At 71.2% G+C, this 14899-nt stretch carries 14 protein-coding genes and 1 pseudogene; 10 read left to right on the forward strand and 5 right to left on the reverse strand.

Annotation, left to right across the window (positions count from 1 at the left end):
• Positions 1-3: 3 nt before the first annotated feature.
• Both IM767_RS14015 and IM767_RS14020 read right to left on the reverse strand, forming a co-directional pair.
• Positions 4-336, reverse strand: coding sequence for a hypothetical protein (locus IM767_RS14015; RefSeq protein WP_109210739.1), 333 nt, complete (start codon positions 334-336; stop codon positions 4-6).
• Entirely contained in the window at positions 333-1661 is a 1329-nt protein-coding gene (locus IM767_RS14020; RefSeq protein WP_109210738.1) for an MFS transporter, read from the reverse strand. The genes IM767_RS14015 and IM767_RS14020 overlap by 4 nt, the downstream gene beginning before the upstream one ends.
• A 25-nt stretch (positions 1662-1686) precedes the next feature.
• Here IM767_RS14020 and prfB point away from each other — a divergent pair, with 25 nt between their 5' ends.
• The 4 genes from prfB to smpB all read left to right on the forward strand — a co-directional run bounded on the left by prfB (position 1687) and on the right by smpB (position 5532).
• A complete protein-coding gene (prfB, locus tag IM767_RS14025) occupies positions 1687-2796 on the forward strand; it encodes a peptide chain release factor 2 (RefSeq protein WP_109210737.1) in 1110 nt (369 codons plus the stop codon).
• Positions 2797-2867: 71 nt separating this feature from the next.
• The gene (gene ftsE, locus IM767_RS14030) at positions 2868-3998 is read left to right on the forward strand and encodes a cell division ATP-binding protein FtsE (RefSeq protein WP_109210736.1); all 1131 of its coding nucleotides are present in this window, start codon (positions 2868-2870) and stop codon (positions 3996-3998) included.
• Entirely contained in the window at positions 3995-4909 is a 915-nt protein-coding gene (gene ftsX / locus IM767_RS14035) for a permease-like cell division protein FtsX (protein WP_109210735.1), read from the forward strand. The genes ftsE and ftsX overlap by 4 nt, the downstream gene beginning before the upstream one ends.
• A gap of 146 nt (positions 4910-5055) precedes the next feature.
• The gene (smpB, locus tag IM767_RS14040) at positions 5056-5532 is read left to right on the forward strand and encodes an SsrA-binding protein SmpB (RefSeq protein WP_109210734.1); all 477 of its coding nucleotides are present in this window, start codon (positions 5056-5058) and stop codon (positions 5530-5532) included.
• A gap of 10 nt (positions 5533-5542) precedes the next feature.
• Here the strand turns inward: smpB and IM767_RS14045 are convergent, their stop codons facing one another.
• From IM767_RS14045 to IM767_RS14055, 3 genes are all read right to left on the reverse strand, one after another.
• Positions 5543-7006, reverse strand: a complete 1464-nt coding sequence (locus IM767_RS14045) for an MFS transporter (protein ID WP_109210778.1) — start codon at positions 7004-7006, stop codon at positions 5543-5545.
• 94 nt (positions 7007-7100) lie between these two features.
• Entirely contained in the window at positions 7101-8432 is a 1332-nt protein-coding gene (locus IM767_RS14050) for a M20/M25/M40 family metallo-hydrolase (protein ID WP_109210733.1), read from the reverse strand.
• Positions 8429-9103 (reverse strand): SIMPL domain-containing protein, encoded by a 675-nt coding sequence (locus tag IM767_RS14055; protein WP_109210732.1) that lies wholly within the window; start codon positions 9101-9103, stop codon positions 8429-8431. The genes IM767_RS14050 and IM767_RS14055 overlap by 4 nt, the downstream gene beginning before the upstream one ends.
• Before the next feature lie 130 nt (positions 9104-9233).
• Between IM767_RS14055 and IM767_RS14060 the strand changes: the two genes are divergently transcribed.
• The 6 genes and pseudogenes from IM767_RS14060 (at position 9234) to IM767_RS14085 (ending at position 14764) form a co-directional block, all read left to right on the forward strand.
• On the forward strand, positions 9234-10064 hold the full coding sequence (locus tag IM767_RS14060; RefSeq protein ID WP_109210731.1) for a DUF4397 domain-containing protein: 831 nt from the start codon (positions 9234-9236) through the stop codon (positions 10062-10064).
• A gap of 11 nt (positions 10065-10075) precedes the next feature.
• The gene (locus IM767_RS14065; protein WP_109210730.1) at positions 10076-10714 is read left to right on the forward strand and encodes a class F sortase; all 639 of its coding nucleotides are present in this window, start codon (positions 10076-10078) and stop codon (positions 10712-10714) included.
• A 36-nt stretch (positions 10715-10750) separates the two neighbouring features.
• The gene (locus IM767_RS14070) at positions 10751-11302 is read left to right on the forward strand and encodes an RNA polymerase sigma factor (RefSeq protein WP_109210729.1); all 552 of its coding nucleotides are present in this window, start codon (positions 10751-10753) and stop codon (positions 11300-11302) included.
• Positions 11289-12047 (forward strand): anti-sigma factor, encoded by a 759-nt coding sequence (locus IM767_RS14075; RefSeq protein ID WP_109210728.1) that lies wholly within the window; start codon positions 11289-11291, stop codon positions 12045-12047. Before IM767_RS14070 ends, IM767_RS14075 begins: the two co-directional genes overlap by 14 nt.
• 129 nt (positions 12048-12176) lie before the next feature.
• Positions 12177-12644, forward strand: a pseudogene (locus IM767_RS14080) (SRPBCC family protein); the annotation flags it as partial.
• A gap of 617 nt (positions 12645-13261) precedes the next feature.
• Positions 13262-14764, forward strand: a complete 1503-nt coding sequence (locus IM767_RS14085; RefSeq protein ID WP_109210727.1) for a phytoene desaturase family protein — start codon at positions 13262-13264, stop codon at positions 14762-14764.
• Positions 14765-14899 lie beyond the last annotated feature (135 nt).

Below are 14899 nucleotides of genomic sequence, written 5' to 3' on the forward strand. Positions count from 1 at the left end.
TCGTCACCAGCCGTGGGCGTTCAACCACCCCCGCCGGCTGTGCGCCTCCGCGGCCGTCTCGGCGGGGTCCGAAGTGTCGTGCTCGACGAGCCGAGAGGAGTCGTCCAGCTCCACGAAGCGCAGGCAGACCGGGCAGAGGGCGCGTCCGTGCGGGAAGCCGTCGGCCTGCGGCTCCGCCGGGGCGCCGGGCGTCGCGGAGCCGGGGCAGCGAGCGGGGTCGGCTCCGGCATCCGACCACATGATCGTGCGGTGGCGATGAAGCCCCGCGTGATCGAGCGGACGCGTGCAGCGACGCCCGTCGTTGCGGCTGCGGCAGAACTGCAGCACCTCGCTCACGGCTTCACCCGCGGCACATAGCGCGGCACCCACCGCACGAACGCGAGGGCGCCGACGAGCCCGATCGCCCCCATGACGCCCGTGGCGACAGCGAGTGAGGCCGCGGCAGCGATGCCCGAGACCAGCAGCGGCGCGACCGCGCCGCCGGCGTCGGTGAGCGTGCGCCACGAGCCCAGGAACGGCGCCGGATCCGCCTTCGGCGCGACATCGGCGCCGAGCGTGAGCAGGATGCCGCTGGACAGCCCGTTGCCGACGCCGAGCACGGCGGCGAACATCGCGAACCACATCGCCGCCTCCGGCAGGTCGTGGGTGAAGGCGAGCGCGACGAAGCCCGCCCCCATCAGCAGCATCGCGGGAAGGGCGGCCCAGAGGCGACCGAACCGGTCCATCACCTGGCCGCTGGCGTAGAAGAGGGCGAAGTCTATCGCGCCGGAGATGCCGACGACGAGCGCGATGGTCTGCGCGTCGAGTCCGATCGACACGCCCCACAGCGGCAGCACCACCTGCCGCGCAGACCGGACGGCGGAGAGGGATGCCGCGGCCAGGCCCAGCGTCGACAGCACGCGGCGGTGGCGCCACATCGTGCGGATGACGCCGGTGCCCGCTCCCGAGCCCGCGTCGGATCCGGCTTGCGGCCGCTGCGCCCGCGGCACGGGGATCGAGCCCGTGACCGGCTCGCCGGTGTCTTCGGTCTCCATCGCCTCCGTGCGTCCGCGTGCCGTGGGGGCCAGGAACTGCTTCTCGGGATCCGGTCCCAGAAGCACGAGCAGGACCGTGGCCACGAGGCATCCGCCGAAGAACCACACAGTGGCGTGCTCGTCGCCGAAGATCGCAAGGAGCGCCGCTGCGACGAACGGCCCGATGAACATGCCGAGCCGGAACGTGCCGCCCAGCATCGAGAGCGCGCGCGCCCGGAACGACAGCGGAACGCGCGTCGTCATGAAGGAGTGGCGCGCGAGGCCGAAGGCGGCGGCGCAGAAGCCGATGAGGAACACGGCGATCGCGAAGATCCCGAGCGAGGGAGCCAGCGCCATCCCGACGATGCCGGCCAGCGAGACGAGGCCGGCGATCGCCATGGTGAGCCGCTCGCCGATGCGCGCCACCGCCCAGCCCGCGGGGATGTTGCCGCACAGCTGTCCGACGACCAGGGCCGAGGCGACGAGGGCGGCGGTGGCGACATCCGCTCCCAGCTGCGCGGCGATGACGGGGATCAGCGGGATGACGGCACCCTCGCCGAGTGCGAACAGCACCGTCGGGCCGTAGACCATCGGGCCGAACCGCCACAGGACGTCGCGAGCGGTGGGGGCATCGGCGTGATCGGACATCGCTTCCACGTTAGTCTGGAGTGTCATGCTCGACTTCGATCCCTCCGCCGACATCCAGGCCCTGCGCTCCACGTTCGCCGACATCAAGGCCGTGGTCGACGTCGAGGCACTCAACGCCGACATCGCCCGACTCAGCGAGGAGGCCGGCGCCCCCGACCTCTGGGATGACGTCGAGAAGGCACAGAAGGTCACCAGCGCCCTCAGCCACCGCCAGGCGGAGCTCAAGCGGGTCACCGACGTCGAGCGGCGCCTGGACGACCTCGACGTCCTCGTCGAGCTCGCGAACGAGATGGACGACGAGGACTCCGCCGAGGAGGCCCGCCACGAGATCGCCGAGCTCGAGGACATCATCAGCCAGCTCGAGGTGCAGACGCTGCTGGACGGCGAGTACGACGAGCGCTCCGCGGTCGTGACCATCCGCTCGGGTGCGGGCGGCGACGACGCCACCGACTTCGCCGAGATGCTGCTGCGCATGTACCTGCGGTGGGCCGAGCGTCACAAGTACCCGGTGAAGGTCATGGACACCTCGTACGCCGAAGGCGCCGGCATCAAGTCGGCCACCTTCGAGGTCGACGCCCCCTACGCCTACGGCACCCTCTCGGTCGAGGCCGGCACGCACCGCCTCGCCCGCATCAGCCCCTTCGGCTCGGCCGACAAGCGCCAGACCTCCTTCGCCGCGGTCGAGGTCATCCCGGTGATGGAGGAGGCCCAGGAGGTCGACATCCCCGAGGGCGACATCCGCGTCGACGTCTTCCGCTCGTCGGGCCCCGGCGGCCAGTCGGTCAACACGACCGACTCCGCGGTGCGTCTGACCCACATCCCGACCGGCATCGTCGTGTCGATGCAGAACGAGAAGTCGCAGATCCAGAACCGCGCCGCCGCCATGCGCGTGCTGCAGACGCGCCTGATGCTGCTGCAGCGCGAGGAGGAGGCCGCGAAGAAGAAAGAGCTCGCCGGCGTCATCACCGCGAGCTGGGGCGACCAGATGCGCTCGTACTTCCTCTACGGCCAGCAGCTGGTCAAGGACCTGCGCACCGGGCACGAGGTCGGCAACCCGGCGGTCGTCTTCGACGGCGACCTCGACGGGTTCATCTCGGCCGGCATCCGGTGGCGCAAGCGCAAGGACGACGAGTAGAACAGGGCGGATGCGTCGGGGCGAGTGTCGCTGGACACCCAGGCGGGGCATCCGCATAGGCTCGTTAGGCCATGATCCGGTTCGAGAACGTCACGAAGCGCTTTCGCGGCACTTCCCACCCCGCGCTGAGCGATGTCGACTTCGAGGTGCAACGCGGGGAGTTCGTCTTCCTCGTCGGCGCCTCCGGGTCGGGGAAGTCGTCGTGTCTGCGGCTCATCCTCCGCGAGGAGACGCCGTCCGAAGGCCGCGTGGTCGTGCTCGGTCGCGACCTGCGCAGCCTGTCGAATCGCAAGGTGCCGTACTTCCGGCGCCATGTCGGCGCGGTCTTCCAGGACTTCCGGCTGCTGCCGACGAAGACCGTCTTCCAGAACGTGGCGTTCACCCTGCAGGTCATCGGGTCCTCGCGCGGCTTCATCCAGCAGGCGGTCCCCGAAGCACTCGCCCTCGTCGGTCTCGCCGGCAAGGAGAAGAGGTTTCCGCACGAGCTGTCGGGCGGTGAGCAGCAGCGCGTCGCGATCGCGCGCGCGCTGGTGAACCGGCCGCAGATCCTGCTGGCCGACGAGCCGACCGGAAACCTCGACCCCGCGACCTCCGTCGACATCATGCAGCTCCTGGCGCGCATCAACGCCGGCGGCACCACCGTCGTCATGGCCACGCACGAGGCCGGCTTCGTCGACCAGATGCAGCGCCGTGTGATCGAGTTGAGCCACGGTGAGATCGTGCGCGACGAGCGGCACGGCGGCTACGGCGACCGCTCGGGCCTGCCGAGCCTGGCCCCTGAGCCGGAGCGCGGCGCCGCAGCCGTGGCTGCGCTCACCGCCGTCCTCGAGGTGCAGCGGGAGGCGGCCATCGCCGCCGCGGCGGGCCTGGATCCGACCGCGGTGGACGACGACGAGTCCACGCCGGCGGATGCCGCGTCCCCGGCTGCTGCTGCCGCCGCTGCGGCCGCCGCAGCAGCCGCGGCGGTGGCGGTCACCGCAGCTGAGGCCAGCCAGGCCGCGGCTCTCGCCCAGGCCGTCGAACCTGCGCCGGACGGCGATGACGAGGTGGAGGCATCCGTTCCCCCGAAGCCGGCGCCCCCGCACACCCAGTCGATCCCCGTCGTCGACGCACGCGAGCTCGCCGTCGAGGAGCTCGGACTCGCCGACCGGCTCGGCCTCGGCGAAGTCGACCCCGATGACGAAGTGGGGCCCACCTCATGAGGTTCGGACTCATCATGTCGGAGGCGTTCACGGGCCTGCGACGCAACCTCTCGATGGTCGTGTCGGTGGTGCTCGTGACGTTCGTCTCGCTGACCTTCGTCGGCGCGGCGATCCTCATCCAGATGCAGATCGGCACGATGCGCGACTTCTGGGTCGAGCGCGCGCAGGTCGCGGTCTACATGTGCACGAACATCTCGACCCCCGCGACGTGCTCGAACGGCGAGGCGAGCCCGGAGCAGGTCGAGGAGGTGCGTGCGAAACTCGAGGGCAGCGCGCTGGCACCGCTCATCCGCGAGCTGCAGTTCCTCGACCACCAGCAGGCCTACGACGAGCTGCTGCAGATCGCGGGGGAGGAGAACGCCAGCGTCATCACCCCGGATCAGGTGAACGAGACGTTCCGGATCACGCTCGTCGATCCGTCGCAGTCCGACGTGATCATCGAGGCCTTCAGCGGCATCCAGGGCATCGAGCAGGTCCAGGACCAGATGCAGTACCTCGATCCGCTCTTCTCGGCACTCACGATCGCGACGTACATCGCCGTCGGCATCGCCGTGCTCATGCTGATCGCAGCCGTGCTGCTGATCGCGACGACGATCCGGCTCTCCGCGTTCGCGCGGAGGCGCGAACTCGGGATCATGCGTCTGGTCGGGGCATCCAACCGCTTCATCCAGACCCCGTTCATCCTCGAGGGCGTCTTCGCCGCGCTGCTGGGCTCGCTGCTGGCCTGTGTGGCCGTCATCGCGGGCGTCCACTTCGGCGTCGACACCTATCTGCGCAACCGCGTGGACTTCGTGACGACGTGGGTGGACGTGGGCGATGCGTGGTTGGTGGTGCCGGTGCTGATCCTCGTGGGCGTCGTGCTCGCCGCGCTGTCGGCGGGCTTCGCGATCCGGCGCTGGCTGCGCGCGTGACCGTCATCCCTGGCCGACGACCCACGCCTGGTCGCTGAGCTCGTCGAAGCGCGGGTACACTGAAAGGCTGCCGTGGGCGCCTTCACCCGTCGAGGGACCGCCGGGCGGCAAGCTTTCACAAGCCCAGCAACCGGAATGGAGCGGCGATGCCCAGGGAACGCGGTGAGAAGGTCGTGGCGACCAATCGTCGCGCGCGCCACGAGTACGCGATCGAGAAGACGTACGAGGCCGGCCTCGTGCTGACCGGCACCGAGGTGAAGTCGCTGCGCGAGGGGCGCGCGAACCTCTCGGACGGCTACGCGTACATCGACAACGGCGAGGCGTTCCTCGACGCCGTGCACATCCCGGAGTACTCGCAGGGCCACTGGACGAACCACTCGTCCAAGCGCACTCGCAAGCTGCTGCTGCACAAGGACGAGATCATCAAGCTCTCGCACGCCGTCGCCGCGGGCGGCTACACGCTCGTGCCGCTGAAGCTCTACTTCTCGGACGGCCGGGCCAAGGTCGAGATCGCCGTCGCGAAGGGCAAGCGCGAGTTCGAGAAGCGCCAGACGATCCGCGAACGCGAAGACAAGCGCGAGGCCGAGCGCGCGATGCGCACGCGCAACCGCCTCGGCGAGTGACAGCCGCGGGCTACCGCACCACCGTGCCGGCGGCATCCGGCGCCGCGTGCGCCGCACTGTCGCTGAAGGCTGCCTTCGGCACGAAGCAGAGCAGCACCGCGGCGACGAGCGCTGTCGCGCCGCACACGACCCACACCGTGACGTAGCCCGAGAACGAGCCCGCCGTGCCCTCGGCGACCGCGCCGGTTGCGCCGTGCAGCAGTGCGATGCCGAACACGCAGGAGGCGATCGCGCCGCCGACGGTCTTCACCGAGTTCGTGAGGCCGGTGGCGACACCCGTCTGCGACGGGGGAGCAGCGGATGCCGCGGCCGCCGGCAGCGCCGCGACCAGGGCTCCCGAGCCGAGGCCGACGACGATCATGTTGACGATGACCTGGGTGTACGTGTGGTGCAACGGCAGGAACATCAGAAACCCGACGCCGACGAGCGTCGCCGCGCCGATGAGGGTGACCCGTGGCGCGGTCAGGCGGGCGATGAGGGGATAGAGCAAGGCGCCGGTGATCATCGCGATGAGGTACACGCCGATGATGAGCGAGGTCTGGAAGCCGGTCGTGCCCAGCCCGTAACCGTAGGTCTCGGGGTCCGTGCGCGCGAAGGTCGACAGCGGCGCCTGCGCGCCGAGCACGCTCACGCCGAAGAGGCCCGCCGTCAGGAACACCGGCCCGAGCGCGGGGGATCGGAACATGCGCACGTCGATCAGCGGATCGTCGTGGCGCAGCTCCCAGAGGGCGAACGGCACCACGAGCAGAACGCCCAGGGCGGTCACGAGCCACGCGACGGGATCGGCGGGGCCGTTCAGGCGCAGCAGGCTCAACCCGCCGGTGAAGGCCACGAGCGCGAGCGAGATCAGCACGAGCCCCACATTGTCGAGGCGGCCACCCGTCGGCTCGGGCGACTCCTTCACCCCGAACAGGATGACGAAGAAGCATGCGACGACGAGCAGCGCGGGAACCAGCAGCACGATCCACAGCGGCAGGCTGTCGATCAGCATGCCGCCGACGAGCGCACCGATGATGGCCCCGCTCTCCAGGGCGGCGACGAGGAAGCCGGCGGCGCGCGCCGTGATGGTCGAGCGGCCCTCCATGCGGCGGGAGCGCGACCAGATGAGCGCGATCTCGAGCGGAAGCCAGACGACGTAGAAGCCCTGGATCGCCCAGGCGGCGAGGAAGACCGCGAAGGAGTCGGTGAAGGGGAGCACGAGCGAAGCCGCCGCGGTGATCGCGGTCGAGATGACGAGCATCCGCTTGTGCCCGACCATGTCGCCGAGCTTGGCGAAGGCGGGGACCACCAGAGCCGACAGCATCAGCTGGGTGCCCTCGAGCCAGTTGACGTCGGCGTCGTGGACGCCCAGGTGCCGTGCGATGTCGGTGAGCATCGGCGTGTAGTAGCCCTGGATCACACCGCTGGTGAACTCCACGAACGCGAGGAAGCCGACCACGCCGGCGAGCGCGCCGATCGTCACACGTGAGGACATGGCGCGGCGCGTCATCCTTGCTCCTTCGGCGGTGGACCCCAGCCCCGCGCTCGAGCTTCCGACGTCGGGTCGCCGGGGGATGGTGCGGGTGCTGTCACTCTAAGCGCTGCAGGAGCGTGCGATGGAACAGCTCACCCCGCTCGAGTGCGGTGATCTCGACCCGCTCGTCGACGCCGTGTATCGACCCGCGCTGCGCCTTGCTCATCTCCAGCGGCGCGAAACGGTAGACCGCCGGCGAGAATCGGTGGAAATGGCGCGAGTCGGTCGCGGCCATCATCACGTAGGGCACGGTGGCGGCGTCGGGGTGCGAAACGCGCACCGCATCGCTGATCAGCGCGAACTGCGCGTTCTCGGTCGATGACTCGGGCGACGGGCCGTCGCCCTCGAGCACTTCCACCGTCACGTGCCGGTCTGCGACCCGGCGTCGTACGCGCCGCACGGTGCTGTCCACCGACTCGCCGAGCGCGATGCGCAGGTTGAGCGTCGCGGATGCCTGCGAGGGGAGCACGTTCGCCGCGGTCCCGCCCGACTGCATCGTCGCCGCGACGGTGGTGCGCACGAGCGCGGCGGGTTCGCCGCCCAGGGCGGTGAAGACCCGCGCGGTCAGCCACGGGGTCGCTGCGAGCAGTCGATAGAGCGCCCGCGGGACGGTGCCGGACCGGCCCGCGAAGAGTTCGAGCATGCGCGAGACGGCGGTCGGCGTGCGAGGGCGGAACGTCGAGGGCGACAGGCGCTCGACGGCCCGCGCGATGCGGCGGACTGCGGTGCGCGCGGGTGGGGCGGAGGCGTGACCGCCCTCTCCTCGCGCGCTGAGCCGGAGCGTCAGGACGCCCTTCTCGCCGACGCCCACCATCGCCGCGCTGCCGCGGACGAACGGCAGCGGGGCGTCGACGACCGCGCCGCCCTCATCGAGGACGAGCCACGGCGATACACCCCGTTCGCGCAAGGTCTCGGCGACGAGGCGGGCGGCACCGCCGAAGGTCTCCTCATCGCCGCCGAACGACAGGTACACGTCGCGCGCGGGCGTGAACCCGGTCGCGAGCAGGTTCTCGACGGCCTCGAGCACGACGACCAGCGGACCCTTGTCGTCGAGCGCACCGCGCCCGTACACCCATCCGCGCTCGATGCGCCCTTCGAAGGGCGGGTGAGTCCAGGGGTCGCTCTCATCGACGGGGACCACGTCGTAGTGGGCCATCAGGATGACCGGGTCCGCGCTTCGGCGGCCCGCCCACCGGTAGAGGATGCCGAGATCGCCGATGAGCTCGCGTTCGAGGTGCTCGTGCACGAGCGGGTACAGCTCGACGAGCAGATCCGCGAAGGCGTCGAACGGCCGCTGTCCGCGCTCCCCGCGTTCGGCCGACACGGTCGGCAGCTGGATCATGCGCGACAGGCGCTCCGCGATCCCCTCGCGGACTGCGATCTTCATCGGGCGGCGAAGCGGGCCTCGACGGCCGCCGAGACCACGATGTCCTCCGGCTGCAGCTGCACCGCCGGCGCCCCGCCGGCATCGGCGGCGAACGACGCCTTCGCCATGAGCATGCGGGGTGCCGGCGCCGACTCGGTGCGGCTCTGCTCGGTGAGCAGACCGACGTCGGCGAGCTCCAGCGCGGTGACCTTCTCGAGGCCGAGCGCGCTCGCGTAGGCGGTCGCACGCGCCACCGCGACGCGGACCGCCTCGGTCGCTACGTCGCGCTCGACCGCCGCGCGCGTCTCGGGCGTGAGCTTCCACTCGATCCAGCCGAGCTGCACGCCTTCGCGCTCGGCGACCTCGCCGGCCCACCATGACAGCACGGCGAAGTCGGTGAACGTCACCGAGAAGTCGACCGTGGCGTAATGCACCGGCGCGAGTCGCTTGCCCTCGTTGTTCCAGGGGCGCTCCGACCAGACCGAAACCCGCTGACTCGTCCACTCGGCGACGGTGCCGGCGGTCTTCCGCGAGATCAGGTCGTCGCGCACCGGCTCGGTGAGGCCTGCCATGCGCTCGACGACCGCGCCGCGCTCGGGGCCCTCGGCACGGATGGTGAGGTGCGCGATCGCGCGCTCCGGGGCGATGCGGGTCTCGTGTTCCCCGCGGACCGTGATGACGACGTCGCTCATGACGCCGACTCTACGCACCCCGCGCGCGAGTTCCGAGAAATCTTCATTCAGCTGCATCCAAACGCCCACCCGCCTGGGAATCACTCTTCGATGGGCGGCGCAACAGCCGCCCCGACCAAGGAGGACCACCGTGCGAAACAAGATTCTCGCGGGCATCGCCGCAGGGGCGGTCGCCGCCCTCGGCCTGATGGTCGCACCCGCCGGCGCCGCCACTGCCGGCAACGCCCAGCTGTCAGTGCTTCACGGCATCCCCGACACTCCCGTCGATGTGTACGTCAACGGCGAGCTGACCATCGACGACTTCCAGCCCGGCGATCTGGCCGGACCGCTGGAGCTGCCCGCCGGCGACTACGAGGTCGCCCTGACCGAGACCGACGCCGCCGACGACAGCTCGCCCGTCCTCGGCCCCGTGACCCTCACCCTCGCGCCCGACATGAACTACACCGCCGTCGCTCACCTCAACGCCGACGGCACCACCCCGACAGCGACCCTGTTCACCAACGACACATCGGCGACCGCGGCCGGCGAGGGCCGGCTCACCGTCCGGCACGTCGCGGCGGCACCGGCCGTCGATGTGCTCGCCGGAGGATCGCCGGTCATCGAAGACCTGTCGAACCCCGACGAGGCCACGCTCGATCTCGCGGCGGGAACCGTCTCGGCGTCCGTCGCTGCGGCTGGAACCACTGACCCCGTGCTCGGCCCCACCGACGTCGACGTCCAGGAAGGGGTCCTCACGATCGTGTACGCGTGGGGCAGCCTCGAGGACGAGAACCTGGCCGTCGCTGTCCAGACGATCTCGGGTCTGCACTCGGCTCCTGACGGGGTTCCGTCGGGCAGCGGCGGCCAGCTCGCCGAGCGTGACGCGATGATGCAGGCGCTCCTCGTCCTCGGTGGTCTCGCCGTCGCAGCGGCGATCGCAGCGTCGGCAGTGGTCGTCGCAAGCGCGCGGTCCCGCCGCTGAGCGGGCGCGACATGGCCAGGACGATCGCGGGGGCGCTCACCGCTCTCGCGGTCGTCCTCGTGCTGGCGGGGTGCGGCTCGTCCGCCACCGAGACCACCCCGCCACCGGCGGCATCGACGGCCACGGCGATCCCCACGCCGCTCCCCACACCGGTCGTCGAAGTGCCGGTCGCGGCGGCCACTCCGACACCCCCGCGGACATCGCAGCCGCCGGTGCGAGTGGTCGCCGCCTCGGTCGGCGTCGACGTCCCCGTGGTTCCGGTCGGAGTGGAGACGGGCGGCTTCATGGAGCTTCCCGTCGACCCCGCGATCGCCGGGTGGTACCGGTTCGGCGCCGACCCGGCGAGCCCCGACGGCAACGTGGTCATCTCCGCACACGTGGACGCGCCGGCGTACCCCATCGGCCCCTTCAGCCGGCTCCGGGATCTCTCGGGAGGCGACGCCGTGGAGGTGACGGATGCCGGAGGCACCACGCACCGATATTCCGTCGAGTCCGTGACCTACTACCCGAAGGCGGCACTGCCGGTGGATGAACTGTTCGCCCGCGCCGGGGCGCGTTCGCTGGTGCTGATCACCTGCGGCGGAGCGTTCGACTCCACGACGGGCCGATACGCGGATAACGTGGTCGCCATCGCGACCCCGATCGGATGAGGCGGCGACGTGGCCGGCCCGAGGAGAGGAAGCAGCGTGGACGAGGCGCACGAACGGGAGCTGAGCGATCGCTTCCGCGGCGGCGACGAGCGCGCGCTCGAGGAGATCTACCGCCGGTGGTCGCCCGTCGTGTTCACGATGGCGCTGCGATTCGTCGGCGATCGCGGCGACGCCGAGGACGTGACGCAGAAGACGTTCGTCTCGGCGTGGACCTCGCGGGAGTCGTACGACTCGTCGAAGGCGAAGCTGTCGACCTGGCTGATCGCGATCACGCGCCGCCGGATCGCCGACACGCTCGAGGCGCGGGCGAGGGTGCGCGCCTTGCAGGAGGAACTGCAGCGGTTCACGACGCCGGACGCCGTCGTCGGCGCCGAGATCGACCTCGGCGACCGGCTGCTGCTGGCCGACGAGATCGATCGACTCGAACCGGACGCCCGTCGCGTGGTGCGCTTGGCGTTCTACGACGACCTCACCCACGAGCAGATCTCCGAGAGGCTGGGCATGCCGCTCGGTACCGTGAAGAGCCACATCAGGCGAAGTCTCACCCGCCTGCGCAGCCGATTGGAGGTGGGCCATGCAGCATCTTGATCCCGACCGTCTGTCGCTGATCGCGCTCGGAGAGCCCTCCACCGATGCGGAGCGTGCGCACCTCGACGTGTGCGACACGTGTGCGCTCGAGCTCGCGGAATTGGAGTACACGGTCGTCGTCGGCCGGTCCACGGTCGCCGTCGGCGACCTCGAAGCGCCGCCGGAGCGCGTGTGGGAGCGGATCGCGGGCGAACTGCAGCTGACCGGCGCCGCAGCCACATCGATCCCGCCGGCCGAGGGCCCAGCCGCGGCGGAGGGCGCGGCATCCGTTCCCGCCGCTGACCGTGCAGGCAGGACGCCCGCCCGCCGGACGTCGCGCTTCCGGCTGCTGTTCGCGCTGGCGGCGAGCATCGCCCTGGTGGTCGGCGTCGTGGGGACGGTCGCGCTCGTCAGGCAGAGCCAGCCGGTGGAGATCGCGGCGGCGACGCTCGACGCGTTCCCCGCCCACCCCGACGCGTCGGGCACGGCGGTGGTCGTCGAGACGGCCGACGGCGAACGCCAGGTGGAGGTCGATCTCGACGACGCCGAGGCCGACGACGGATTCCGCGAGGTGTGGCTCATCACGGCCGATGCGACGGCGCTGGTGAGCCTCGGCGTGCTGGAGGGCAGCACCGGAGTGTTCCCCGTGCCCGAGAACATCGATCTGCGGGAGTACGTGCTCGTCGACATCTCGCAGGAGCCGAGTGACGGCAATCCCGATCACTCCGGCGACTCGATCGTGCGCGGCGAGCTCGGTTTCGCATGACCGAGCCGTCATAGCCCGCCGGCACCTTCGGATGTCTGCCACAGGCGCCGCCTGCCGCGCAACCCGCTCCTCGCGCCGCCGGTGCCGGTCTAGCGTCGACAGCAGGTGACCGACGACAGGAGCGACGCCATGTCCCGCAACGTGAGGCTGCTGCACTGTGCACCCGACGACGTGTTCGAGGTGCTGAGCGACGGATGGCTCTACCCGTCGTGGGTGGTGGGGGCCTCGCGCATGCGCGAGGTGGACGAGACATGGCCGATGGCGGGCGCGCAGCTGCATCACTCGTTCGGCGTGTGGCCGGCGCTCATCAACGACAAGACCGTCGTCGAGGAGTTCGTGCCGGGTCGCATGATGGTGATGCGGGCGCGCGGGTGGCCGATCGGGGAGGCGCGCGTGACCATCGACGTCAAGGCGCGCGGCGACGAGTGCGTCGTGCGCATCCAGGAGGAGGCGATCGCGGGACCTGGGCGGTTCGTGCCGGCGCCGCTGATGGACATCCCCCTGCACTGGCGCAACAACGAGACGCTGCATCGGCTGGCGTACCTCGCAGAGGGGCGGGCGGCGCGCCGCACAGCCGCCACGACGGCCGAGAAGGAGATGGCCGCGTCCGGTGAGGAGCCGTCGGCCGCGCTCGGCGGGAGCGAGGGGACGGATGCCGCCCCGGAAGCCGGCGGGCCGGCCGAGCGAGAGGATGGAGCGATGACGCGGGACGAAGAGCAGGAGTCCGCGGGGCGGAGCGGCCAGAGCGACTGGGTGGATGCCGCGACCTCGATCGATGCGGTCGAGGCGGGTCCCGCGGACGAGCCGGGCGAGAGCGAGTCGCTGCCGCCGCTCGGTTCCGCCTCGCAGAGCTCCGACGCGCGGGACGCGGATCCGGTGTTATCCGACGCGGAGAGCCCCGTCGCTGATGACTCCCCGATGGATGACACCGGATCCGCGGGCCTCGACGAGCGCGTCGCCCGTGGCGACGAGGCGGGCGCCTCGGCGGGCACCCCCGAGGACTCGTGGAATCCGATGTCGGGAGCAGGGGAATCCGAGCCGATCGCACCGGAGGCGGACGCGGGGTCCGTCGCGCCACAGGCGGAGGCCGGCGCCGAGGATCAGTCAGGCGACTCATCGGCCGAGCCGGCGGCGCGCCAGGCAGCCGCCGCCGTGAAGAAGCCGGCTCCGAAGCCGAAGCGCGCGACACCGGGCACGGAGGAGGCGCCGTCACCGTGAGCACCCGACCCCGGCGCGGCGGCACCGAGCTCGATGCCGTGGTGGTGGGATCCGGACCCAACGGTCTCGCCGCCGCCGTCACTCTCGCCCGCGCGGGCCTGCGCGTGCGCGTGTTCGAGCGCGCCGACCGGCCGGGTGGCGGCGCGGCCACGCGGGAGCTGACGCTTCCCGGTTTCCAGCACGATGTGTGCTCGGCAGTGCACCCGATGGCGTTCGAATCGCGGTTCTTCCGCGAGTTCGGCCTTCGCGAGCGCGTCGAGTTCGTCACGCCCGAGGTCTCTTTCGCACACCCCCTCGACGAACGCCACGCCGGCGTCGCCTATCGCGACCTCGGCCGCACGATCGAGGCACTGGGTCCTGACGCCCTCGCCTACGCCCAGCTGCTGGAGCCGCTCGTCAGGCGATCGACCGCCGTCGCAGACTTCACCGGGTCGCCGCTCGTGCGCGTGCCCGACGACATCCCCACCGCGCTCGCATTCGGGCTCCGTGCGCTCGAGCAGGGGAGCCCGGCCTGGAACGCCCGCTTCCGCGAAGACGCTGCGCCGGCGATGCTCACCGGTGTCGCCGCGCACACCATCCTGTCGCAGCCGAGCATCGCCGCCGCGGGTGCGGGACTCGCGCTCGCCGCCTACGCGCACGCACGCGGTTGGCCCATCCCGATCGGCGGCAGCCAGGCCATCATCGATGCGATGATCGACGATCTCCGCGACCACGGCGGGGAGGTGGTGGTCGACCACGAGGTCACCTCGCTCGCCGCGCTGCCGGACGCGACCGTCACCCTGCTCGACGTCACTCCCAAAGCCCTCGTCCGCATCGCGGGCGACGCGATGCCCTCGCGCTATCGGCGTCGCCTGCAGCGCTTCCGCTACGGCGACGGCGTCGCGAAGGTCGACTTCGCTCTGAGCGAGCCCGTGCCCTGGACGCACCCCGAACTCCGCCGCGCCGGCACGGTGCACGTCGGGGGGACGCGCGCGGAGGTGGCGGATGCCGAGAACCAGGTGAATCGCGGGCGGCTGCCCGAGCGGCCGTACGTGCTGGTCTCGCAGCCGTCGCTCTTCGACGCGACCCGGGCACCGGCCGGCAGACACACGCTCTGGACGTATACGCACGTCCCGGCGGGCAGCGCCGTGGACCGCCGGGAGGCGGTGACACGTCAGATCGAGCGCTTCGCCCCCGGCTTCCGCGACACGATCCTCGCGACGAGCTCCCGCACCGCGCGCGAGGTCGAACGGCACAATCCGAACTATCCGGGCGGCGACATCGCCGCGGGCGCGCCGAGCTTCTGGCAGCTGTTCAGCCGCCCCGTGCTGAGCCCCGACCCGTGGCGCACGCCGATACCGCGCGTCTACCTTGCGGGTGCGTCGGCCGCGCCGGGACCGGGCGTGACAGGACTTCCCGGCTGGTTCGCGGCGCTGAGCGCGCTGCGCCACGAGTTCGGGACGCGGACGCGCCCCGATCTCTCGCCGCGACCCACGGCGGGCAGTAGCATCTCCGACTAGCACGTCGGTGATCACGCGTCGAGCCCCTTCATCGCGCGCGCGGCAGGCAGGATCTTTCGCGTGTGTCCAGCCGCCGCGACCCACACGCCGGGAGGCGCCCGTCTGCGGCGCTGTGGCGTGCTCACACCGACAGGC

The organism is Microbacterium ureisolvens (assembly GCF_015278315.1).
Taxonomy (GTDB): domain Bacteria; phylum Actinomycetota; class Actinomycetes; order Actinomycetales; family Microbacteriaceae; genus Microbacterium; species Microbacterium ureisolvens.

Excerpts from the sequence above, each read along its gene's own strand:
- IM767_RS14020 (WP_109210738.1), bottom strand. The coding sequence starts at position 1,661 with ATGTCCGATCACGCCGATGCCCCCACCGCTCGCGACGTCCTGTGGCGG.
- prfB (WP_109210737.1), top strand. The coding sequence starts at position 1,687 with ATGCTCGACTTCGATCCCTCCGCCGACATCCAGGCCCTGCGCTCCACG.
- ftsE (WP_109210736.1), top strand. The coding sequence starts at position 2,868 with ATGATCCGGTTCGAGAACGTCACGAAGCGCTTTCGCGGCACTTCCCAC.
- ftsX (WP_109210735.1), top strand. The coding sequence starts at position 3,995 with ATGAGGTTCGGACTCATCATGTCGGAGGCGTTCACGGGCCTGCGACGC.
- smpB (WP_109210734.1), top strand. The coding sequence starts at position 5,056 with ATGCCCAGGGAACGCGGTGAGAAGGTCGTGGCGACCAATCGTCGCGCG.
- IM767_RS14045 (WP_109210778.1), bottom strand. The coding sequence starts at position 7,006 with ATGTCCTCACGTGTGACGATCGGCGCGCTCGCCGGCGTGGTCGGCTTC.
- IM767_RS14050 (WP_109210733.1), bottom strand. The coding sequence starts at position 8,432 with ATGAAGATCGCAGTCCGCGAGGGGATCGCGGAGCGCCTGTCGCGCATG.
- IM767_RS14055 (WP_109210732.1), bottom strand. The coding sequence starts at position 9,103 with ATGAGCGACGTCGTCATCACGGTCCGCGGGGAACACGAGACCCGCATC.
- IM767_RS14065 (WP_109210730.1), top strand. The coding sequence starts at position 10,076 with ATGGCCAGGACGATCGCGGGGGCGCTCACCGCTCTCGCGGTCGTCCTC.
- IM767_RS14075 (WP_109210728.1), top strand. The coding sequence starts at position 11,289 with ATGCAGCATCTTGATCCCGACCGTCTGTCGCTGATCGCGCTCGGAGAG.